At 64.1% G+C, this 22,030-nt stretch carries 23 protein-coding genes and 1 tRNA gene; 11 read left to right on the top strand and 13 right to left on the bottom strand.

The genetic code is table 11. The annotated features are described in order from the left end of the window. Positions 1-87 precede the first annotated feature (87 nt). The 11 genes from OWC48_RS20830 to aroA form a co-directional block, all read right to left on the bottom strand. On the bottom strand, positions 88-1,431 hold the full coding sequence (locus OWC48_RS20830) for a folylpolyglutamate synthase/dihydrofolate synthase family protein (RefSeq protein WP_282521647.1): 1,344 nt from the start codon (positions 1,429-1,431) through the stop codon (positions 88-90). After that, positions 1,428-2,369, bottom strand: coding sequence for an acetyl-CoA carboxylase, carboxyltransferase subunit beta (accD, locus tag OWC48_RS20835; RefSeq protein ID WP_282521648.1), 942 nt, complete (start codon positions 2,367-2,369; stop codon positions 1,428-1,430). The genes OWC48_RS20830 and accD overlap by 4 nt, the downstream gene beginning before the upstream one ends. 113 nt (positions 2,370-2,482) lie before the next feature. Then, entirely contained in the window at positions 2,483-3,319 is an 837-nt protein-coding gene (gene trpA, locus OWC48_RS20840) for a tryptophan synthase subunit alpha (RefSeq protein WP_282521649.1), read from the bottom strand. Continuing rightward, positions 3,316-4,533 (bottom strand): tryptophan synthase subunit beta, encoded by a 1,218-nt coding sequence (gene trpB / locus OWC48_RS20845; RefSeq protein ID WP_028149800.1) that lies wholly within the window; start codon positions 4,531-4,533, stop codon positions 3,316-3,318. Before trpB ends, trpA begins: the two co-directional genes overlap by 4 nt. Next, positions 4,530-5,201 (bottom strand): phosphoribosylanthranilate isomerase, encoded by a 672-nt coding sequence (locus OWC48_RS20850; protein ID WP_282521650.1) that lies wholly within the window; start codon positions 5,199-5,201, stop codon positions 4,530-4,532. Before OWC48_RS20850 ends, trpB begins: the two co-directional genes overlap by 4 nt. 66 nt (positions 5,202-5,267) lie before the next feature. Then, positions 5,268-5,660 carry a lipopolysaccharide assembly protein LapA domain-containing protein gene (locus OWC48_RS20855; protein WP_282521651.1) on the bottom strand — a complete coding sequence of 131 codons (393 nt, stop codon included), beginning with the start codon at positions 5,658-5,660 and terminating at the stop codon, positions 5,268-5,270. A gap of 71 nt (positions 5,661-5,731) precedes the next feature. Next, entirely contained in the window at positions 5,732-6,037 is a 306-nt protein-coding gene (locus tag OWC48_RS20860; protein WP_007598410.1) for an integration host factor subunit beta, read from the bottom strand. Between the two features lie 171 nt (positions 6,038-6,208). After that, on the bottom strand, positions 6,209-7,189 hold the full coding sequence (gene sppA / locus OWC48_RS20865) for a signal peptide peptidase SppA (protein ID WP_282521652.1): 981 nt from the start codon (positions 7,187-7,189) through the stop codon (positions 6,209-6,211). Positions 7,190-7,446: 257 nt separating this feature from the next. Next, positions 7,447-9,150, bottom strand: a complete 1,704-nt coding sequence (gene rpsA / locus OWC48_RS20870) for a 30S ribosomal protein S1 (RefSeq protein WP_014490919.1) — start codon at positions 9,148-9,150, stop codon at positions 7,447-7,449. 265 nt (positions 9,151-9,415) lie between these two features. After that, positions 9,416-10,054, bottom strand: a complete 639-nt coding sequence (gene cmk, locus OWC48_RS20875) for a (d)CMP kinase (protein WP_282521653.1) — start codon at positions 10,052-10,054, stop codon at positions 9,416-9,418. Further along, entirely contained in the window at positions 10,051-11,388 is a 1,338-nt protein-coding gene (gene aroA, locus OWC48_RS20880; RefSeq protein WP_282521654.1) for a 3-phosphoshikimate 1-carboxyvinyltransferase, read from the bottom strand. The genes cmk and aroA overlap by 4 nt, the downstream gene beginning before the upstream one ends. 170 nt (positions 11,389-11,558) lie before the next feature. On the opposite strand from aroA, the gene OWC48_RS20885 reads away from it, so the two are divergent. The 3 genes from OWC48_RS20885 (at position 11,559) to OWC48_RS47075 (ending at position 12,514) form a co-directional block, all read left to right on the top strand. After that, positions 11,559-11,966 (top strand): TIGR02300 family protein, encoded by a 408-nt coding sequence (locus tag OWC48_RS20885; RefSeq protein WP_063980175.1) that lies wholly within the window; start codon positions 11,559-11,561, stop codon positions 11,964-11,966. 96 nt (positions 11,967-12,062) lie between these two features. Then, a tRNA-Ala gene (locus OWC48_RS20890) sits at positions 12,063-12,138 on the top strand. A 139-nt stretch (positions 12,139-12,277) separates the two neighbouring features. Then, a complete protein-coding gene (locus OWC48_RS47075; RefSeq protein ID WP_282521655.1) occupies positions 12,278-12,514 on the top strand; it encodes a GIY-YIG nuclease family protein in 237 nt (78 codons plus the stop codon). Positions 12,515-12,518: 4 nt separating this feature from the next. On the opposite strand, the gene OWC48_RS20900 is transcribed toward OWC48_RS47075, so the two are convergent. Beyond that, positions 12,519-12,977, bottom strand: coding sequence for a MarR family winged helix-turn-helix transcriptional regulator (locus OWC48_RS20900; RefSeq protein WP_282521656.1), 459 nt, complete (start codon positions 12,975-12,977; stop codon positions 12,519-12,521). A gap of 154 nt (positions 12,978-13,131) precedes the next feature. Between OWC48_RS20900 and OWC48_RS20905 the strand changes: the two genes are divergently transcribed. The 8 genes from OWC48_RS20905 (at position 13,132) to OWC48_RS20940 (ending at position 20,543) form a co-directional block, all read left to right on the top strand. After that, entirely contained in the window at positions 13,132-13,557 is a 426-nt protein-coding gene (locus tag OWC48_RS20905) for an organic hydroperoxide resistance protein (protein ID WP_014490914.1), read from the top strand. Between the two features lie 185 nt (positions 13,558-13,742). Next, entirely contained in the window at positions 13,743-14,945 is a 1,203-nt protein-coding gene (locus OWC48_RS20910; RefSeq protein WP_282521657.1) for a CaiB/BaiF CoA-transferase family protein, read from the top strand. 220 nt (positions 14,946-15,165) lie between these two features. After that, complete coding sequence (gene ugpB, locus OWC48_RS20915; RefSeq protein ID WP_282521658.1) at positions 15,166-16,482, top strand: sn-glycerol-3-phosphate ABC transporter substrate-binding protein UgpB; 1,317 nt, start codon at positions 15,166-15,168, stop codon at positions 16,480-16,482. Between the two features lie 48 nt (positions 16,483-16,530). Beyond that, on the top strand, positions 16,531-17,412 hold the full coding sequence (ugpA, locus tag OWC48_RS20920; protein ID WP_282521659.1) for a sn-glycerol-3-phosphate ABC transporter permease UgpA: 882 nt from the start codon (positions 16,531-16,533) through the stop codon (positions 17,410-17,412). Continuing rightward, complete coding sequence (gene ugpE / locus OWC48_RS20925; RefSeq protein ID WP_063980180.1) at positions 17,412-18,260, top strand: sn-glycerol-3-phosphate ABC transporter permease UgpE; 849 nt, start codon at positions 17,412-17,414, stop codon at positions 18,258-18,260. The genes ugpA and ugpE overlap by 1 nt, the downstream gene beginning before the upstream one ends. Before the next feature lie 108 nt (positions 18,261-18,368). After that, entirely contained in the window at positions 18,369-19,454 is a 1,086-nt protein-coding gene (locus OWC48_RS20930) for a sn-glycerol-3-phosphate import ATP-binding protein UgpC (RefSeq protein WP_282521660.1), read from the top strand. Positions 19,455-19,793: 339 nt separating this feature from the next. Continuing rightward, positions 19,794-20,219: an Hsp20 family protein gene (locus tag OWC48_RS20935; RefSeq protein ID WP_014438749.1), complete on the top strand. Its 426-nt coding sequence runs from the start codon at positions 19,794-19,796 to the stop codon at positions 20,217-20,219. A gap of 51 nt (positions 20,220-20,270) precedes the next feature. After that, complete coding sequence (locus OWC48_RS20940; RefSeq protein ID WP_011083553.1) at positions 20,271-20,543, top strand: DUF1150 domain-containing protein; 273 nt, start codon at positions 20,271-20,273, stop codon at positions 20,541-20,543. A gap of 283 nt (positions 20,544-20,826) precedes the next feature. Here the strand turns inward: OWC48_RS20940 and OWC48_RS20945 are convergent, their stop codons facing one another. After that, entirely contained in the window at positions 20,827-21,009 is a 183-nt protein-coding gene (locus OWC48_RS20945) for a hypothetical protein (protein WP_282521661.1), read from the bottom strand. Between the last annotated feature and the right edge of the window lie 1,021 nt (positions 21,010-22,030).

Genomic DNA, 22,030 nt, shown 5'->3' on the forward strand with positions numbered 1-22,030 from the left:
CGGATGGAGCGAAGCGTAATCCGGGGCCTTGATCGTTTGTGGCGCGATTCCCGGATTGCGCTTCGCTCCATCCGGGCTACGCAACCTCTATGCAGGAGGCGTGCCGTTGATGCCCAGCACGTGGCCGGCGAGATAAAGCGAACCGGTGATCAGGATGCGCGGCGGCACCTCGTAGGCGAGCTTCGCCAAGCCACGCAGTGCGGCTTCGATGCCGGGCGCGGTCTCGACCCGCATGCCGAGGCTGCGCGCGGCATCCGCGAGGCGGTCGACCGGCATCGCATTCTCGGTGTCGGGGATCGGCACCGCGATGATGTGACGGGTCAGGCCGGCGAAATTGGCGAGAAAACCTTCCGCGTCCTTGTTGGCCATCATGCCCGCGATCACGACCAGCGGCCGCGAGACCCGCTCTTCGAGATCGCCGAGCGCGGCCGCCGCGACGCGCCCGCCTTCGGCATTGTGGCCGCCGTCGAGCCAGATATCCGAGCCCTGCGGTCCGAGCGCGAGCAGCTCGCCCGAGGTGATGCGCTGCATCCGCGCCGGCCATTCGGCGCCGACGATGCCCGCCTCGAAGGCCGCCTGGTTGACCTTGAAACTCGGGATCGCGCGCAGCGTCGCGATCGCAAGGCCGGCATTGTCGAACTGGTGGCGGCCGAACAGGCGCGGCGCCGCCAGATCCATCAGGCCGCGATCGTCGGAATAGACCAGACGCCCGTGCTCGACATTGACGTGCCAGCTCTCGCCCGCGGCAAACAGCGGCGCGCGCATGCGCCTAGCCTGCGCCTCGATCACCGCCATCGCCTCGCCCGTCTGCTCGGCGCAAACCACGGGCACGCCGCGCTTGATGATCGCCGCCTTCTCGCCGGCGATGGAGGTCAGCGTATCGCCGAGAAACTCCATGTGGTCCATGCTGACAGGCGTGATCACGCACGCCGCCGGCGTGTCGATCACATTGGTCGAATCGAGCCGGCCGCCGAGGCCGACTTCGAGCAGCACGACATCGGCCGGGTTCTGCGCGAACAGATGGAAGGCAGCCGCGGTCTTCAGCTCGAACACGGTCGCGGCTTCGCCGGCATTGACCCGCTCGACCTCTTCCAGCGCCGCGCGCAATTCGTCGTCGCCGACGAGCACCCCGCTGCCGACGCGGCCGAGACGGAAGCATTCGTTGATGCGGACGAGATAGGGCGAGGTGTAGGCATGGACACGCAGGCCGGCGGCCTCCAGCGTCGCGCGCAGATAAGCGAGCGTCGAGCCCTTGCCGTTGGTGCCGGCGATATGAATCACCGGCGGTAGCTTGCGTTCAGGGTGGCCAAGCCGCTCGAGCAGGCGGTGCATCCGCTCCAGCCCGAGATCGATGCGCTTCTGATGCAGGGCCGACAGCCGCCCGATCAATTCACCGAGCGGCGGCTTTGCGCTGTCAGAGGACGCGTTCACGCGTGCGGCGCGGCCGGCGCGGTCTCGGCGGCCGAGACGATCTGCGCCGGACTGACCACCGGCTGCACCGATTTCGATGCGCCTTCCTGCGCCGGCGCCTTGGTCAGCAGGCGGCAGAGCCGCGCCAGGGTCGGGCGCAGCTCGTGACGATGCACGACCATGTCGACCATGCCATGATCCTTCAGATATTCGGCGCGCTGGAAGCCTTCCGGCAATTTCTCGCGGATGGTCTGCTCAATCACGCGCGCGCCGGCAAAACCGATCAGCGCACCGGGCTCGGCGATCTGGACGTCACCCAGCATCGCATAGGACGCGGTGACGCCGCCGGTGGTCGGGTTGGTCAGCACGACGATGTAGGGCTGTTTCGCCTCGCGCAGCATCTGCACCGCGACGGTGGTGCGCGGCATCTGCATCAGCGACAGGATGCCTTCCTGCATGCGCGCGCCGCCGCTCGCGGCGAACACGATGAACGGCGATTTCTTCTCGACCGCGAGCTCGAGCCCGCGCACGATGGCTTCGCCCGCGGCCATGCCGAGCGAGCCGCCCATGAAATCGAAATCCTGCACGGCGACGACGATGGCGGCGCCTTCGAGCTTGCCGTAGCCGACCTTGATCGCGTCGTTGAGGTTAGTTCGCGCGCGGGCATCCTTGATGCGGTCGACGTATTTCTTCTCGTCACGGAACTTGAGCGGATCGGGCGTGACGTCGGGCAGCGCGACGTCGTACCAGGTCTCGTTGTCGAAGATCGACTTCAGACGCGCCACCGCGCCCATGCGCATGTGGTAGTTCGAGCCGGGGATGACGAACTGGTTGGCCTCGACGTCCTTGTAGAACACGAGCTGCCCGGAATCCGGGCACTTGATCCACAGATTCTCCGGCGTCTCCCGCCGCAGCATGTTGCGGATCTTCGGCCGGACCACATTGGTAAGCCAGTTCATGGTTTGCTCCGATGTGCGAGCCCCGCGGAAGGGCCGCCTGAAGGGATATATGGCGGCCGGGCCCCTGCCCGGCAAGCCGCCGTGTTCGCCCGCCCCAGAAGCGGAATTATGGCCTACTCCGCCGCCTGTTTCGCGCCCTTGACGCCCTGGGCCAGGGCCGCGGTCAGCTCGGCTACCGCGTTAACGGTTTTGGCGGTCGCCCGGCCCTCGGCGTCGAGGCTGTTCTTGAGCGCGTCGACCAACGCGGTGCCGACCACCGAACCATCGGCCTTCTCGGCAATGGCGCGCGCCGCCTCCGGCGTGCGGATGCCAAAACCAACGCAGATCGGCAGCTTGGTATGCCGCTTGATGCGCGCGACAGCTTCACCGACGGCATTCGCGTCCGCCGCCGCGGCACCGGTGATACCGGCGATAGAGACGTAGTAGACAAAGCCTGATGTGTTCGCGAGCACCGCGGGCAGGCGCTTGTCGTCGGTGGTCGGGGTCGCGAGGCGAATGAAGTTCAGGCCCGCCTTCAGCGCGGGAATGCAGAGCTCGTCGTCTTCCTCCGGCGGCAAATCGACGATGATCAGGCCGTCAACGCCTGATGTCTTGGCATCGGCCAAGAACTTGTCGACGCCGTAAATGTAGATCGGATTGTAGTAGCCCATCAGCACCAGCGGCGTGACGTTGTCGTCCTTGCGGAAGTCGCGCACCAGTTCCAGCGTCTTCTTCAAGGTCATGCCGTTCTTGAGCGCGCGCAGACCTGCCGCCTGAATCGAAGGACCATCGGCCATCGGATCGGTGAAGGGAATGCCGAGTTCGATGACGTCGGCGCCTGCCTTGGGCAGCGCCTTGACGATATCGAGCGACGTCGTGAGATCGGGATCGCCGGCCATCACATAGGTGACGAAGGCCGAGCGGCCTTGCTTCTTCAGTTCGGCAAAACGGGTGTCGATACGCGTGGTCACTTGCTCTTGCCCCTCAGGATGTCGCCGACCTGCGGGACGTCCTTGTCGCCGCGGCCGGAGAGATTGACGACCATCAGGTGATCTCTCGGCCGCTTCGGCGCGAGCTCCATCACCTTGGCGATGGCATGCGCGGGCTCGAGCGCGGGGATGATGCCTTCCAGCCGCGACAGCAACTGGAATGCTGCGAGCGCCTCGTCATCGGTCGCCGAGAGATAGTTGACGCGGCCGATCTCGTGCAGCCAGGAATGCTCGGGGCCGATGCCGGGATAGTCGAGGCCGGCGGAGATCGAATGCGCGTCCTGGATCTGGCCGTCCGCATCCATCAAGAGATAAGTGCGGTTGCCGTGCAGCACGCCGGGACGGCCGCCCGCGATCGAGGCCGCATGCAGTTGCGTGAGCCCATGGCCGGCGGCTTCGACGCCAAAGATTTCGACGGAGGGATCATCGAGGAACGGATGAAACAGGCCCATCGCGTTCGAACCGCCGCCGATGCAGGCGACCAGCGAATCCGGCAGGCGTCCCTCGACCTCCTGCATCTGCGTCTTGGTCTCGTTGCCGATGATCGACTGGAAGTCGCGCACCAGCGTCGGATAGGGATGCGGGCCCGCCACCGTGCCGATGCAATAGAACGTGTTGTGCACGTTGGTGACCCAGTCGCGCAGCGCCTCGTTCATGGCGTCCTTCAGCGTGCGCGTGCCCGACTGCACCGGGACCACGGTTGCGCCCAGCATCTCCATGCGGATGACGTTGGGCTGCTGCCGCTCGACGTCGACGGCGCCCATATAGACCACGCATTCGAGGCCAAAGCGCGCGCACAGCGTCGCGGTGGCGACACCGTGCTGACCGGCGCCGGTCTCGGCGATGATGCGCTTCTTGCCCATGCGCCGTGCCAGCATGATCTGGCCGAGCACGTTGTTCACCTTGTGCGAGCCGGTGTGGTTGAGCTCTTCGCGCTTCAGATAGATTTTTGCGCCGCCGAGATGCTCGGTCAGGCGCTCGGCGAAATAGAGCGGCGAGGGCCGGCCGACATAATTCTTGAGATAGCCGTTCATCTCGGCCTGGAACGCCGGATCGGCCTTGGCCGCCGTGTAGGCCTTCTCCAGATCCAGGATCAGCGGCATCAGGGTTTCGGCGACGAAGCGGCCGCCGAAAATGCCGAAATGCCCGCGCTCGTCGGGACCGCTGCGGTAGGAATTTGGTTTGGCGATGTTCATCGAACGCTCAACTCTTGACTTGCATCTTGGGTGGCGCGCGCGGCGCGAATGAAGGCCTTGATCATCTCGGGATCCTTGACGCCGGAGGCGCTCTCGACACCGGAGGAGACGTCGACGCCGCCGGCGCGCGTGACCCGAAGAGCCTCGGCGACGTTGTGGGCATCAAGTCCGCCCGAGACCATATACGGCAGCTTGAGTTCCAGGTTTTCGAGCAGATGCCAATCGAAGGCCGCGCCGAGGCCGCCCGGACGTGTCGCGTCCTTTGGCGCACGCGCGTCGAACAGGATGCGATCGGCAACCTCTGCGTAGCCAGGCAGCACGGCGAGATCGGCGGCGGTTGCGACCGGCACCGCTTTCATCACCGGACGGCCGAACCGCTGCTTGATGTCGCGCAGGCGCGCGACGCTCTCCTTGCCGTGGAGCTGAAGGATATCCGGCGACAGCGCGTCCATGATGTTGTCGAGCGTGGCGTCATCGGCATCGACCGTGAGCGCGACCTTGATCGCGCGCCGCTTCACCTGGCGGCCGAGGTCGCGGCCAAGCTCCAGAGAGACGTGCCGCGGCGACGGCGGAAAGAACACGAACCCCACCATGTCGGCGCCGGCGTCGAGCGCTGTTTCGAGCGTCTCGCGCGTGGACAGGCCGCAGATTTTGACGAGCAGGGACATGGTCTCAAAGCAGGTGAAGGCCGCGGGTCTGCGGCCGGAAAACCGGGTTTTCGGTTGCGGCCGCTTCTACAACGTCGCGCGCTGCTTGTCTCGCCCGATGGGCCCGTAAAGGCCCACCCCGGAGGGAACGGGGAGGCGCTGGGGCTCGGGCTTCGCTGCGGCCGCCTGGGCCCGCAGATCGGCCAGTTCGGTCCTGGCAGCCCGTGCATCCGCATCATTCCGGCGCGCCGCGCGCCGCCAGTGCCGCTGGCCGAGCCAGACCGCGCAGCCGCCCGCAACGACCCCGAGGGCCGCCACCAGGATGAGGAGCAGGAACAGCGGCAGCGTCACCGAGAATGACGGGTCGTTCGTAATGAAGGGGTCGAAAGAGACCGTGACGAAATGCCGGTTGGCGACGGCGAAGGTCACCAGGATCAGGCCCAGCGGAATCACGATCAGCGCGGTCAGGAACTTTCGCATCTCGCTTCGCTCGCCTTGAATCAAGCTTCCGGCCGCATCTCTCGCGACCGCGGAAAACCCTGACGCCGGCCTCAGTCTGGCGCGCCTGGATCCGGATGGTCGCGGTTCAGCCGTTCGCGCATTTCCTTGCCGGTCTTGAAGAACGGAACGCTCTTCTGATCGACGGGTACATGGGCGCCGGTGCGCGGATTGCGCCCTGCGCGCGCAGGGCGATGCTTGACCGAGAAGGCACCGAAGCCGCGCAACTCGACGCGATCACCGCGCGCGAGAGCCGCTACGATCTCTTCGAGAATCGCATTCACAATGTTCTCGACATCCCGCTGGTACAGATGCGGGTTGTGCTCGGCGATACGCTGAACAAGTTCGGATTTGATCATCGAGAGATAGGACCCGGAAGCGTGCGGATGACCATTTCCGTGAAAATACCGTGATCTGTCAAGACGCCAAATGAAGGTTGAGCGTCGGGAAAATGCGTGACAAATGCCGAAAAAGCGGGCTGACCCGTCACCCGCCAGACGGGAAAAGCCTCTGAAGCTCGCCCGGTTCCATCAATTTGACGCAGCCGGCTGCCACAGGGCCAGCATTCCATCCATTCCAAGTCGATCGACGGCCTGCGCGACGCCGGTTTGCCCGATCTGATGCGCAATCGAGCCTAAACCAAGCGCTTCCAGCGTGACGACAGCAGCCGTTTTGAGGAATGGCAGATCGCCAAAGCGGGGCTGGAGCTTGTAATCGCGGACGGTGAGGCCCTTCTTGACGCCCTTCTGCTCGACCAGCCAGGTCACCGCGGTCTTCTCGTCGCCGAGCTGATCGATCAGCTTGAGATCGATCGCCTGGCGTCCGGTGAAGACGCGGCCATCGGCGACTTTTTCGAGCTGCGTGTCATCCATGCCACGCCGCTCCTTCACCAATCCCTTGAACCAGGCATAGGAATCCTTCACCAGCGCATCGAGCGCGGCGCGTGCCTCGGGGCTGGTCGGCTCAAAACCGTTCGGCGCGGCCTTCAGCGGCGAGGATTTCACCTCCTCGACCTTCACGCCGACGGTCTTCAGCAGCTCCGTGACGTTGGGAAACTGGAACAGCACGCCGATCGAACCGACCAGCGAGCTCTGCTGGGCGATGATGTGGTCGCTCGCAATCGCGGTGATGTAACCGCCGGACGCCGCGAGGCCTTCGACCACGACGACGAGCGGCTTCTTCGCCTTCAACCTCACAAGCGAGTCATAAAGCTGCTCGGAGCCGGCGGTGGTGCCACCCGGCGAGTTGATGTGAATGATGACGGCGGCGGCCTGCGAGTTCTCCAGTCGCTCCAGCGCCTGGGTGCGCTCGGAGTCGCTGCGGATCAGGCCATCGATCTGGACCCGCGCGATCGAGCCGGCGGATGCGAACGTGCCGCGCGCACCGGGTGTTGCGATCAGCGCGAAGCCCGCAATCGCCGCGATCGCGATCAGCGCAGCCAGCACGCGCCAGAACGTCAGCTTGCGACGAATCCTGCGACGATCGACGATGATGTCCGAATCGAGCGACATCGGAATATCTCCAAATGAAAGGCTGGGCGCGTTGTGCCGTCACAGCGTGACCATTGGCTTATCTGGATACATCAATTGCGGCGTAATTTGAAGAAAACAAGGCTGGGGTAGCCCGGATGGAGCGCAGCGCAATCCGGGACCGCTTTCGATCGTGGCGAGGCCCCGGATTTCGCTGCGCTCCATCCGGGCTACAAGCCGCAAACAAAAAAGCCCCGGCGCGAACCGGGGCTTTGATGGTTGCGAAACAGGCGTTTCGCTTACTTGTCGCGGTTCTTGAGCGCGGTGCCGAGGATGTCACCGAGCGTCGCCCCCGAATCGGAGGAGCCGTACTGCGCGATGGCTTCCTTCTCTTCGGCGACTTCGAGCGCCTTGATCGACACCTGGACCTTGCGGGCCTTCTTGTCGAACTGGATCACGCGGGCATCGACCTTCTCGCCGACGGCGAAGCGCTCGGCGCGCTGGTCGTTGCGATCACGGGCGAGCTCCGAACGCTTGATGAAGGTCGAGAAGTCGGTACCGGTGATCTTCACCTCGATGCCGCTTTCCTTCACTTCGAGCACTTCGCAGGTCACGACCGCGCCCTTCTTGACATCGCCCGGCTCGGCGAAGGGGTCGCCTTCGAGCTGCTTGATGCCGAGCGAGATCCGCTCCTTCTCGACGTCCACATCGAGCACCACGGCTTTCACCACGTCGCCCTTCTTGTAGTTGTCGATCACCTGCTCGCCCGGAAGCTTCCAGTCGAGGTCGGAGAGATGGACCATGCCGTCGACGTCGCCCTCGAGGCCCAGGAACAGACCGAACTCGGTCTTGTTCTTGACCTCGCCCTCGACCACCGAACCGGTCGGGTGACCTTCGACGAAGACCTCCCACGGGTTGCGCATGGTCTGCTTGAGGCCGAGCGAGATGCGGCGCTTGACGGAATCGACTTCCAGCACCTGCACTTCGACTTCCTGCGAGGTCGAAACGATCTTGCCGGGGTGCATGTTCTTCTTGGTCCACGACATCTCGGAGACGTGGATCAGGCCTTCGATGCCCGGCTCGAGCTCGACGAACGCACCGTAGTCGGTGATGTTGGTGACGCGGCCGGTGAAGCGGGCACCCAGCGGGTACTTGGCTTCGATGCCCTGCCACGGATCGTCCAGCAGCTGCTTCATGCCCAGCGAGATGCGGTGCGTCTCGTGGTTGATCTTGATGATCTTGACCTTCACGGTCTGGCCGATCGAGAGCACCTCGGTCGGGTGGTTGACGCGGCGCCACGCGATGTCGGTGACGTGCAGCAGACCGTCGATACCGCCGAGATCAACGAACGCACCATAATCGGTGATGTTCTTGACCACGCCGTCGATGACCTGACCCTCTTCGAGGTTCTGCACCAGCTCCTGACGCTGCTCGGCGCGGGTCTCTTCGAGAACCGTGCGGCGGGAGACGACGATGTTGCCGCGGCGGCGATCCATCTTGAGGATCTGGAACGGCTGCGAGTTGTTCATCAGCGGCGCAACGTCGCGGATCGGACGGATGTCGACCTGCGAGCGCGGCAGGAAGGCCACGGCACCGTCGAGGTCGACGGTGAAGCCGCCCTTGACCTGGTTGAAGATGACGCCGTTGACCTTCTCGTTGTTCTGGAAGGCCTTCTCGAGCTTGCCCCAGCTCTCCTCGCGGCGCGCCTTGTCGCGCGACAGCACGGCTTCGCCGAGGGCGTTCTCGATGCGATCGAGGAACACTTCGACCTCGTCGCCGACCTTGATCTCGCTGTCACGGCCGGGGCCGGAAAATTCGCGCAGGGCAACGCGGCCCTCGGTCTTCAGGCCGACGTCGATGACGGCCATGTCTTTCTCAATTGCAACCACCTTGCCCTTGACGACGGAGCTTTCCTGCAGGTTGCCACCTGCGAAGGACTCGTCGAGCATCGCGGCGAAATCGTCACGCGACGGGCTATAGGTATCAGCAGAAGTCGAAGCCATTTGTTCTCCAGTTGCGGATGTCGTGCCGGCCGTTGGGTTCATGGGCGCATCGCACACGCAGTGTCGGAAGGTCCGCAAGACCTTCGAGCGACCGCTCGCTGCTCCGGCATGGAGGCGGAGCAGCGGAGGCGGGCCGGCTGAGGCCCGCGCGTTCGATACGTGGAAATCTTGGTCCGGAGCCTGGATCGCGCCGGGCCCAAACAGGGGACCGGGGTATCGACCTCAAAGAGCGGGAGCGGGCGCTTCCTCCAATGACGGCGGCGGCTTAACCCCGCGACCGGCCCGCTCGGACGGCCTCGATAATGTCGATGGCGGCCCGGACGCCGCCTTCTATATCCAGTTGGGAGTTATCTAGCAAGTAAGCATCCGGGGCCGGTTTCAAGGGCGCAATCGGCCGGTTCTTGTCGCGCTCGTCGCGCCGGATGATGTCGGCGAGCACCGCCGCCTCGTCCGCCTCCTCGCCCCTCGCCTTGGCCTCCATGGTCCGGCGGCGGGCGCGGACCTTGGGATCGGCGACCACGAAGATCTTCACGTCGGCATGGGGGCAGATCACGGTTCCAATGTCCCGGCCGTCGAGCACGGCGCCGGGCGGATCGGCGGCGAATTGCCGCTGGAAATTGAGCAGGACCTCGCGAACCCTGGGGATCGCCGAGACGATCGAGGCGCCCTCGCCGGCCTCTTGGGTCTTCAGGGCGGGATTGCCGAACTTTTCGGGATCAAGCTCCAGCGCAGCCTGCACCGCAGCCACCTCGTCCCGGAGATCGTGACCGGATTCCATCAAGGCATAGGCCACCGCGCGGTAGATGACGCCGGTATCGAGATGACGATAGCCGTAATGATGGGCGAGGCGCTTGCCGAGCGTCCCCTTGCCCGAGGCCGCGGGCCCGTCGATGGCGATGATCATGAAAACTCGGCCCCTAGCGAACGCATCATCGGGATGAAGTCCGGGAAACTGGTGGCGATGAAGGCGGTGTCGTCGACGGTCACGGGTTGGTCGGAGGCGCAGCCCATCACCAGCGCGGACATCGCGATGCGATGATCCATGTGCGTGGCGACAGTGCCGCCGCCCGGAACGTGGCCGCGCCCCTCGACGATCAGATCGTCACCGGAGACCTCGACTTTCACGCCGTTGACACGGAGCATGGCGGCGGTGGCCTCCAGGCGGTCGGATTCCTTGACCCGCAGCTCGTGCAGGCCGCGCATGATCGTCGTGCCCTCGGCGAAGGAGGCCGCCACCGCCAGCACGAGATATTCGTCGATCATCGACGGCGCGCGCTCCGGCGGCACCTCGACGCCACGCAGTTTCGACGCGCGTACGCGCAGCTGCGCCATCGGCTCGCCGGCATCGCCGCGGACTTCGCTTTCCTCGATCGAGGCGCCCATTTCACGCAGCGTGGTGAACAGGCCGGTGCGCAGCGGATTGGTCATCACGTCGGACAGGACGACATCGGAGCCTTCGACGATCAGCGCCGCGACGACCGGGAAGGCCGCCGAAGAGGGATCGGCGGGCACCACGACGGTGGCGCCATGCAGCTCGGGCTGGCCAATCAGCGTGATGCGGCGGCCGTGCTGCCCCTCCTGCGCGGAGGTGATGTCGGCGCCAAAGTGCTTCAGCATCAGTTCGGTATGGTCGCGGCTGGCCTCGGTCTCGATCACCGTCGTGGTGCCGGGCGCGGCCAAGCCCGCCAGCAGCACGGCCGATTTGATCTGGGCCGAGGCGACCGGGGTCTTGTAGGTGATCGGCAGCGGATCGCGCGCGCCCTGGACGGTCAGCGGCAGACGGCCGCCCTCGCCGCCGGACACCACTTTGGCGCCCATTTTCTCGAGCGGATCGAGGATCCGGCGCATGGGGCGGCTGCGCAGCGAGGCATCGCCGTCGAAAACCGCCGAAATCGGGCAGCCGGCGACGGCGCCCATGACGAGCCGGCAGCCGGTGCCGGAGTTGCCGAAATCAAGCGGCGCCCTGGGCTCGGCGAAGCCGGCAACGCCCACGCCGTTCACCTTCCAGGCGAAATCGCCGGTACGCTCGACCCTGGCGCCCAGCGCCTGCATGGATTTTGCGGTGTTGAGGACGTCCTCGCCCTCGAGCAGGCCAGAAATCTTGGTCTCGCCGACCGCGAGCGCGCCCAGGATGAGGGCGCGGTGGGAGATCGACTTGTCCCCGGGGACCCGTACTTTCCCGGTCAGGGGACCGCTTGCGCGCGACTGAAGCGGCGTCGGCTTGTCGGAATCAGTCAAGTTTGTGTCCTTGGATAGGCCCGAAACGTCCCTGCGGGGCTCGCGGGGCAGGTACCACAAGGTCTGCCCGCCGTCACGGGCATGTCTTTCTCCCGTAATGCGCTATTGACAGCGGGCCGCCAACTAGCCAAGTGAAACACCGCTTTTCAGACATTCCCAGGATTCCTGCCGTGGCCAAGTCCGAACTCGGAACCAAACGTATTTGCCCGACCACGGGCAAGAAATTCTATGACCTCAACAAGAATCCGGTGATCTCGCCCTATACCGGCGAAGTCGTACCGATCGCGCCAGTGGCGCCGGCTCGCGCAACCCGCGGCGCCGAACCTCGCCACACGCCGGCTGCCGACACCACGCCGGAGCCGGCAGAGGTCGAAGAGGTCTCGCTCGAGGAGGCCGACGCCGAGGAGAACACCGGCAAGGTCAAGGCCGCGGTGCCCGAATCCGAGGACGACATCGAGGTCGACGAGACCATCGAAGACGATGACGACGATGATTCGACCTTTATCGCCGACGACGAAGAGGGCGATGAGGACGTTACCGACATCATTGGTGATGTCGGAGGTGATGAAGAGACTTGAGATCAGCCCTGATCTGTGAAAAAGGGTGCACCGCGCGAGTCACCAGGCTCGCCGGTCGGGAGTGATCCGAAAGGATCGTCCCAATTGGAAGACTAAGGGGCCATAGCTCAGCTGGGAGAGCGCTTGCATGGCATGCAAGAGGTCGGCGGTTCGATCCCGCCTGGCTCCACCAGCCTTCGCTGGCTTCGCCAGCTTCGGCTCGGCAAGCCCATCGTAGCGAAGGCTGTCGCGGCGTAGCCCGAAGGGCGAAGCCGGGCTTTAGCAGATCGAAAGCGGATGTAAGCTCTCCCTCGACAGCTCGGGAGCCTGCCGTGAGATACGTCTACATTCTCGAGAGCCTTGATTCCCTCCATTTCTATGTCGGGATCACTGACGACCTGCGCGCCCGACTGACAAAGCACAATGCCGGCGAGGTGCCACACACGTCGAAATTCGGACCTTGGCGTCTCAAGACTTACATTGCGTTCAGCAACGAGAAGCAGGCCGTCGCGTTCGAGAAGTACCTGAAGTCAGCGTCCGGCCGCGCCTTCGCCAAAAAGCGCCCCTAGCCCCCTACTCCCCGATCACCGCATTCAACCGGTCGCGCAGCGCGACGATCTCGTCCTTCATCGCGACCAGTTCCGAAACCGAGCAATCCGACGCCGCCAGGATCGAATGCGGCACGGCACGCGCTTTTTCCTTCAAGGCGTGGCCCTGCGGGGTCAGCGCGATCAGCACCTGACGTTCGTCCTCGCGCGAGCGTGTGCGCTTGACGAGGTGCGCGGCCTCGAGGCGCTTGAGCAGCGGCGTTAGGGTGCCCGAATCGAGGAACAGCTTTTCGCCGATGTCCTTGACCGGCACGTCGTCGCGCTCCCACAGCACCAGCATCACCAGATATTGCGGGTAAGTCAGGCCGAGCCGGTCGAGCAGCGGCTTGTAGACGCGGTTGAAGGCATGCGCGGCCGAATAGACCGCGAAGCAGATCTGGTTGTCGAGGCGCTGCGGGTCCAGCGCCGATAATTTCCGGGGCATCGAGAATCTCACGCGGTTTCCTCCATTCTGGGACCGGGCGGCCGTACATTCAATTGCGAACAATTAAATGTGAGGCATGCAAATTTCAATTGCGCGCAATCTAATTGTTTGCGATGTAGGTTCCACCCCAACCCGAACACCTGAGGAGACGAAAATGTCCGTGAACGTCCTGTACAAGACCAGCGCCAAAGCCACCGGCGGCCGCGACGGCCATGCGGCGACCCTCGACGGCGCGCTCGACGTCAAGCTCACCACGCCGAAGGAGCTCGGCGGCGGAGGCGGCGCCGGCAACAATCCCGAGCAGCTGTTTGCGGCGGGCTATGCCGCCTGCTTCATCGGCGCGATGAAGTTCGTGGCCTCGCAGGGCGGCCCGAAGGTTCCGGCTGACGCCTCGGTCACCTCCACCGTCGGCATCGGCCCGCGCTCGGCCGGTGGCTTCGGTCTCGACATCGACCTCGCCGTCTCGCTGCCGGGCCTTGCCCGCGCGGAAGCCGAAGCGCTGGTCGAGAAGGCCCACCAGGTGTGCCCCTACTCCAATGCCACGCGCGGCAATGTCGACGTTCGCCTGACGGTCGTCTGATCAAACGGCGGATTGGCTGGCCCGAGATCCCCCTCGGGCCGGCCGCTTTCCTTTGGTTTTGTTGTTTTGCCACGCCGCGGGATTGCACGGCGGCACCGCATACGCCCCTACGCGCCAAGCCATTGCTGGCGCAAAAAAACCTCGCTACGCCTGTGATCAACGACCGACACAGGGGAAGCGAAGGCATGACTGAAGCCGTTTTGGGCGCAATGAGCGGACTGCGCGTCATCGATCTCACGCGCGTGCTTGGCGGTCCCTACTGCACCCAGATCCTCGCCGACCACGGCGCCGACGTGATCAAGGTCGAGCCGCCCGCCGGCGACGAGGTGCGCGACTGGGGCCCTCCGTTCCATGAGGAAGACGCGGCCTATTTCATCGGCATCAACCGCAACAAGCGCTCGATCGGCCTCGACCTCGCCTCCGAGGGCGGCCGAATCGTGCTGCTCAAGATGCTGGAGACCGCCGACGTCCTGATCGAGAATTTCAAGCCGGGCACGCTGGAGAAATGGGGCATCGGCAACGATGTGCTCAGCAAGAAATTCCCGCGCCTGGTGCATTGCCGGATCTGCGGCTTCGGCGCCGACGGTCCGCGCGGCGGCAATCCCGGCTATGACGCCATCATCCAGGCCATGACCGGCATGATCGCGGCGACCGGTTCGCCCGAGAGCGGTCCGATGCGGATCGGCGTGCCGCTGGTCGACATCACCACCGGCCTCTATGCGGCGATCGGCATCCTGATGGCGCTGTCGGAGCGGCAGCGCTCTGGGAAAGGCCAGTTCCTGGAGACGACGCTGTACGAGACCGGCCTCGCCATCATGCATCCGCACACCGCGAATTATTTCATGCACGGCAAGCCGCCGTCGCTCACCGGCAACGAGCATCCCAACCTCGTGCCTTACGCGATCTTCCCGACCAGGACCGACAACATCTTCATCGGTGTCGGCAATGACGGCACCTTCCGCAAGCTTGCCAAGGAGATCGGCAAGCCCGAGCTCGGCACCGATCCGCGCTTTGCCCGCAACAAGGACCGCATCGCCAATCGCGAGGCGCTGCGGGCCGAGTTGGCCGCCGTGTTCAGCCAGCACGAGGCCGAGCCGCTGTGCAATCGTCTGCTCGCCGCCGGCCTGCCCGCAGGTCCCGTGCAGAAGATCGACCAGGCGTTGACGAACGCGCACACGATCGCCCGCGGCGATGTCATCGAGAAGGACTGGTACAAGGGGGTGGCCTCGCCGATCCGGCTCGATCGCAGCAAGCCGAGCCTGCGCCGTCTGCCGCCGAAATTCAGCCAGCACTCGGCGGAGGTGCTCGGCGAGTTCGGCTACTCCAAATCGGAGATCGACGCGATGGTCGAGCAGGGCACCGTCTGCGGCCCCGAGCGCAAGCGCTAAACGCCCTCGCCGCCTCACCCGAGCAAATGCCGCACTGCGGCGCGGGCACGCATGTGCACCGCGAACGGAGGAGGCTGCGCGCTCGGCATTCGCCTATTTGACGGCTTCCCTTTTGGCCGCGCTTGCTGCTTTCGTTTCTCCCGCTTACACAGTCATGTGAACGTCATATGGCGCTGCTAGCGCAAGCGCTTCTTTTTGACGGCCAAGGGAGGTTTACTTGATGGCTCTTCGACACTTTGGGGCGGCTGCCGCAGTTGCGATCACGATCGGCATGGGCGCATCGCCGGCCTTGGCCGTGACCGAAATCCAGTGGTGGCACGCGATGACCGGCGCCAACAACGACGTCATCGTCAAGCTCGCCACCGACTTCAACGCCTCGCAGACCGACTACAAGGTGATCCCGACCTACAAGGGCAACTATCCCGATACGATGAACGCCGGCATCGCGGCGTTCCGCGCCGGCAACGCCCCGCACATCATGCAGGTGTTCGAAGTCGGCACCGCGACCATGATGGCCGCGACCGGCGCCGTAAAGCCCGTCTACAAGCTGATGGCCGAGGCCGGCGAGAAGTTCGACCCCAAGATCTACCTGCCCGCCATCACCGGCTACTACTCGACCTCGAAGGGCGAGATGCTGTCCTTCCCGTTCAACTCGTCGTCGACCGTCATGTGGGTCAACCTCGACGAGCTCAAGAAGGCGAACGTCGATATCCCCAAGACCTGGCCCGAAACGTTCGAGGCCGCCAAGAAGCTGAAGGCTGCGGGTCATGACACCTGCGGCTTCTCCGGCTCCTGGGTCACCTGGGTCAATCTCGAGCAGCTCTCCGCCTGGCACAACGTGCCGCTCGCCAGCAAGGCCAACGGCCTCGACGGTTTCGACACCGTGCTCGAGTTCAACGGCCCGCTCCAGGTCAAGCATCTCGAAACCCTGGTCGAACTCCAGAAGACCAAGACCTACGACTATGCCGGCCGCACCAACACCGGCGAAGGCCGCTTCACCTCCGGCGAATGCCCGATCTACCTGACCTCGTCGGCGTTCTTCGGCAACGTCAAGGCGCAGGCCAAGTTCAACTTCACCGCCGTGCCGATGCCTTACTATCCGGACGCCAAGGGTGCGCCGCAGAACTCGATCATCGGCGGTGCCTCGCTCTGGGTCATGGGCGGCAAGTCGGCCGAGGAATACAAGGGCGTTGCGAAATTCCTGACCTTCCTCTCGGACACCGATCGCCAAGTCTACATCCACAAGGCCTCGGGCTATCTGCCGATCACCAAGGCGGCCTACGCCAAGGCGAAGGAAGAAGGTTTCTACAAGGATCAGCCCTATCTCGAGACCCCGCTGCTCGAACTGACCAACAAGGAGCCGACCGAGAATTCGCGCGGCTTGCGTCTCGGCAATATGGTTCAGCTCCGTGACGTCTGGTCGGAAGAGATCGAGCAGGCGCTGGCCGGCAAGAAGACCGCCAAGCAGGCGCTCGACGCCGCCGTCGAGCGCGGCAACACGATGCTGCGTCAGTTCGAAAAGACCGCCGTCAAGTGAGGCGATGAGCGGCAGGCCGGTAAGCCGGCCTGCCGCTCAGCTGACATCATGCAAAAGCAAGCCATTTTCCAGTCAAAGCTATTGCCCTACGCGCTGGTTGCGCCGCAACTCGCGATCGTCCTGATATTCTTCTACTGGCCTGCGCTGCAGGCGGTCATCCAGTCCTTCCTGCTCCAGGATGCCTTCGGTCTCTCGAGCACCTTTGTCTGGTTCGAGAATTACATCGAGCTGTTCAAAGACCCCGCCTATTTCGAGGCGGTCGTCCGTACGTTCGTCTTTTCGTTCGCCATCGCCGTCTCGTCGCTGTCCTTCGCGCTCTTGCTCGCCGTGATGGCGGACAAGCCGCTGCGCGGCTCAATGCTCTACCGCACGCTGCTGATCTGGCCCTATGCGGTGGCGCCGCCCGTGGTCGGCGTGCTCTGGATCTTCATGCTGCATCCCTCGCTCGGCGTGCTGTCGCGCTATCTGCGCGGCCTGGGTGTCGACTGGAATCCGCTGCTCGACGGCAACCAGGCGGCTGGGCTGATCATCCTCGCCGCGGCGTGGAAGCAGATCTCCTATAATTTCCTGTTCTTCCTCGCCGGCCTGCAAGCCATCCCCCGAAGCGTGTTCGAGGCCGCCGCGATCGACGGCGCCCGTCCGATGCGCCGGTTCTGGACCGTGACCTTCCCGCTGCTGTCGCCCACGATCTTCTTCCTGCTGGTCGTCAACATCGTCTACGCCTTCTTCGACACCTTCGGCATCATCGACACCATGACCCGCGGCGGTCCCGGCACATCGACGGTCACGCTGGTCTACAAGGTCTATTCCGACGGCCTGCTCGGCGGCAATCTCGGCAGCTCCGCGGCGCAGTCGGTGATCCTGATGGTCATGGTGATCGTGCTGACGGGAATCCAGTTCCGCTTCGTCGAACGCAAGGTGACCTACTGATGGTCGAAGAAGAGGGCTTTCGGCGCTACGTCGCCCACGCGATTCTCTGGATCGGGATCGCGATCGTCGCATTCCCGGTCTACATCGCGATCGTCGCCTCGACCCAGGACAACGCCCTGATCGCGAACGGGCAGATGTCGCTGCTGCCGGGCGGCCATTTCTTCGAGGTCTACTACAAGACCATCTTCGTCGGCACGAGCGGCTCGACACGCGAGCCCGTCGGCAACATGATGCTGAACTCGCTGGTGATGGCGCTGGCGATCGCGATCGGCAAGATCGCGATCTCGATCATCTCGGCCTATGCGATCGTGTATTTCCGCTTTCCGTTCCGGATGGCGATCTTCTGGATCATCTTCATCACGTTGATGCTGCCGGTCGAGGTGCGCATCTACCCGACCTACAAGATCGTCGCCGATCTGCACATGCTCGACAGCTATGCCGGCCTCGCGCTGCCGCTGATCGCGTCGGCCACCGCGACGCTGCTGTTCCGCCAGTTCTTCATGACCGTGCCGGACGAGCTGCTGGAGGCCTCGCGCATAGACGGCGCCGGCCCCTTGCGCTTCTTCTGGGATACGCTGCTGCCGCTGTCGCGCACCAATATGGCGGCGCTGTTCGTGATCCTCTTCATCCTCGGCTGGAATCAATATCTCTGGCCGCTGCTGATCACCACGCGCGACGACATGCAGACCATCCAGGTCGGCATCCGCAAGATGATCACCACCACCGACGCGCTGACCGAATGGCCGATCGTGATGGCGACCGCCGTGCTGGCCATGCTGCCGCCGGTGTTCGTCGTCGTCGCCATGCAGAAACTGTTCGTGCGCGGCCTGGTCGAGACGGAAAAGTGAGGGGGCGAGTGGTGAGTAGCGAATGGCGAATGGAAAGCCTTTTGACGGCTCTCGCGTGCATGCCTTCCCAATTCGCCACTCCCCATTCGCCATTCGCTGGAAAAACTCATGGCTAACGTCACCCTGCGCAACGTCCGCAAGACCTACACCGGCGGCTTCGAGGCCATCAAGGGCGTCAATGTCGACGTCGCCGACGGACAGTTCTGCGTGCTGGTCGGCCCTTCCGGCTGCGGCAAGTCCACGCTGCTGCGCATGGTCGCAGGTCTCGAGACCGTCACCGGCGGCGAGATCGACATCGGCGGCCGCGTCGTCAACCAGATCGAGCCCGCCGATCGCGACATCGCGATGGTGTTCCAGAACTACGCGCTCTATCCGCATATGAGCGTCTTCAACAACATGGCCTACGGCCTGCGCAACCGCGGCATGGCGGAGGCCGAGGTCAAGACCCGCGTCGAGGAAGCCGCGCGCGTGCTCGAGCTCGCGCCGATGCTGGAGCGCAAGCCGCGTCAGCTCTCCGGCGGCCAGCGCCAGCGCGTCGCCATGGGCCGCGCCATCGTGCGCCAGCCAAAAGTGTTTCTGTTCGACGAGCCGCTGTCGAACCTCGACGCAAAGCTGCGCATCGCGATGCGCGTCGAGATCCGCAAATTGCAGCGCCGGCTCAACACGACCTCGATCTACGTCACCCACGACCAGCTCGAGGCGATGACGCTCGCCGACGTTCTCGTGGTCATGAATGGCGGCCAGGTCGAGCAGATCGGCAATCCGCTCGCGATCTACGAGAAGCCGGCGACGACCTTCGTCGCCTCCTTCATCGGGGCGCCGCCGATGAACCTGATGTCGACGCGCGCCGATGAGATCAAGTCACAGCTCGGCGGCGGTGCGACCGAGGCCGGCATCCTCGGCATCCGCCCGGAAGATTTCGTCATCACCGACCAGACCCCGGCCGGCGGTGTCGCACTGCCCCTGACCGTGGAAGCGATCGAGCGCGTCGGTGCCGAAACCTTCGTCTATGGCACCCGGGCCCAGGACGAGCAGCGCGTCGCCGCCACCCCCGGCGAGCTGCCGCCCGGCGAGGTCATCGTCCGCATTCCCGGAACCGAGGCCCCCGCCATCGGCGCGAGGATCCGCGTCGCGGCGGTACGGGCGAAGCTGCACCTTTTCAGCGGCGACGGGCGGACGCGGATCGAGGCCTGACCGGCTCCGAGGGGCCGGCCAATCAAAAACGCGAAAAACAACCCCATGCACAGTAGCCGGGGGTTTGTTTTCATTGGAGAAATCGTCCCGCTAATTCGTCATGCCCGGGCTTGTCCCGGGCATCCACGTTCTTGGTGCCGCGAGTGAGGCCGTGGATGGCCGGGACAAGCCCGGCCATGACGATGCGGAGGCATTTTGGGCGACGGCAGGCAATCGCCAATCCACAGGGCTCCCGCTACGTCCTTGAACCGACACGGGGTTATGACCATATTGCTGACCAAGGGGCGCCGCTTCCGGGCCCTGAAATGCCAAAGTCGCTTCGAGAGGACTTTGTAAACTATGTCTCGTGTTCCCACGCTTTCCAGTCCGTTCCTTCTGGGCTTCGACGAGATCGAGCGCGTGCTCGACCGCGTCGTCAAAGGCGCCGACGGCTACCCTCCCTACAATATCGAGAGGTGCGACCGGTCGGACGGCCAGCCCGAGCGGCTGCGGATCACGTTGGCGGTCGCCGGATTCACCCGCGACCAACTCGATGTAACCATTGAGGAAAACCAGCTCGTGATTCGCGGGCGTCAGCAGGACGACAAGACCCGGCAATACATCCATCGCGGCATTGCCGCGCGCCACTTCCAGCGCACCTTCGTGCTGGCGGAGGGGATGCTCGTGCTGGGCGCGGATTTGAAGAACGGGCTGCTGTCGGTCGATCTTGCCCGGCCTGAACCGGAGAGGATCGTTAAGACAATCGCTATCAATGAGCACGAATAATGGAACGAGTAGCGGACTCGACCGCTTAGTTTCTGTGAAGGAGTCGAGACCATGAGTGAAGGTCACGTTGCGTTCGAATACGAAGCCAAGAACGTCTCGCCCGAGACGCTGGCAACCCTCGGCGAGGGCCATATCGCCTATGTGAAGCAGATCCGCTCCGAGGATGTACCGGGCCTGTTTCCCGAGGCGCCGAAAATCGCGCCGGGCCTCAAGCTCTTCGCGCTCCACGCCGCCGACGGCACGCCGATCATGCTGACCGACAGCCGCGAAGCCGCGGTCGCGAATGCCTGGAGCAACGAGCTGCAGGCGGTGAGCGTCCACTGACACGCGCGCGCTCTCGCGCGCGACAGACGAATTCAAATGCGCGGGCATGCCTCAAGCAAGGCGGCCCGCGTATTTTTTTGCGCCCGCCAGATGACGAGCCCCCTCACGGTGAGGGCACTTGCTAGGGTGTGTATTCATGAAGCTGTCGCCTCAGCTCCTGATATGCAGTCCTGCTTCATCCCCGAAACCAGACAAAGAAACCCCGCCGCGGCACGTCCGCTAAGGGCCATAAGTCGACATCGCAGGCTTGGCCTAAAAAACGACGCTGCCGACTGAAGCGGCCTTACTTTTTTGGTAGCAGCCCCAAAACAAACCATTGAGCCGGAAAGAGGGGAAAGAACAGCGCTCCCCAGAGGAACCAAATGCGTTTAGACCGGCCTCTCTCTGCCGCAAAGTTCGCCGTTACGCGCCCGCACCAAAACATCAACCCGATGACGACCAAGCTAAACATGATCGAGCCGAGCATGGGGTAGCTCCTGCCGATAGGTCCTTCGCCTGTACCATACAGGATTGGCGTCGCAGCGCGATAACACGCAAATCACATCCGCATGAGAATTGATCGGCGACTGCGAACTTGGGCTGAACCTCCAAGTGCGAAGGTCTGTTCTGGGTCAAAAGCTGCGGTCAGCTCAACCATCGTGTGACGTCCGCTTTCCCGTAGACAGCCGACATCGCGACGCCTCTTACGCTGGTCAGCTGGCGTTATTCTGCTCAACCAAAAGCAGTCATGTGTCGATCTCGGTCTGAAGATGAATGGAGCTCGATGAGATGTTTCGCATTTTATGGCACAGGTAACCCTTGCGCGCCGGTTTCGCCGAGCGCACTCTTGCAGAGCGCTTTCACAAGAACTACGGAGGGTGCGACCATGCCACGGGTCAAGCAAGCTTCGAAGCAGAAACGCACAGCCAAAGCCGCCACCGTGAAGGTGCTAGGTGCGGCCGGACTGGGTCTTTCGCTGGCGAGTAGCGCATCCGCATCCACGATGCCCGCTACCGGTATCCCGCAATCCAACACCTCGCCAAATCAGCGCTTCTTTCTTGGCGAAGAGGAAATGGCCGACGTCAGTCTGGCCACGTTCCATCTTTTCGATAGAGAAAACTTTGGCAGCGGCGTGCAGCTAGCGCGCGGGTGCGGTGGTTGCGGGTGCGGCCATGGTTGCGGGGGGTGCGGCGGCGGCCGAGGTTGCGGCGGCGGCGGGTTTGTTGGCGGCCGAGGTTGCGGTGGTGGCGGGTTTGTTGGCATCCGAGGTTGCGGTGGTGGCGGGCTCGTTGGCATTCGAGGTTGCGGTGGTGGCGGGTTCGTTGGCATCCGAGGTTGCGGTGGCTTCCGTGGTTGCCGTGGCTTCCGTGGTTGCGGTTGCGGCGGCTGCGGGTTCGACATCGGGTTCGATGACGACATCGGGTTCGATGGCTGGGGCTATGGTGGCTGGGGGTTCGGCGGTTGCGCGGGTTGCTGCGCATCCTGGGGGGCGTGCCGCTTGTGCTAAG

The organism is Bradyrhizobium sp. Arg816 (assembly GCF_029989365.1).
Classification (GTDB): Bacteria; Pseudomonadota; Alphaproteobacteria; order Rhizobiales; family Xanthobacteraceae; genus Bradyrhizobium.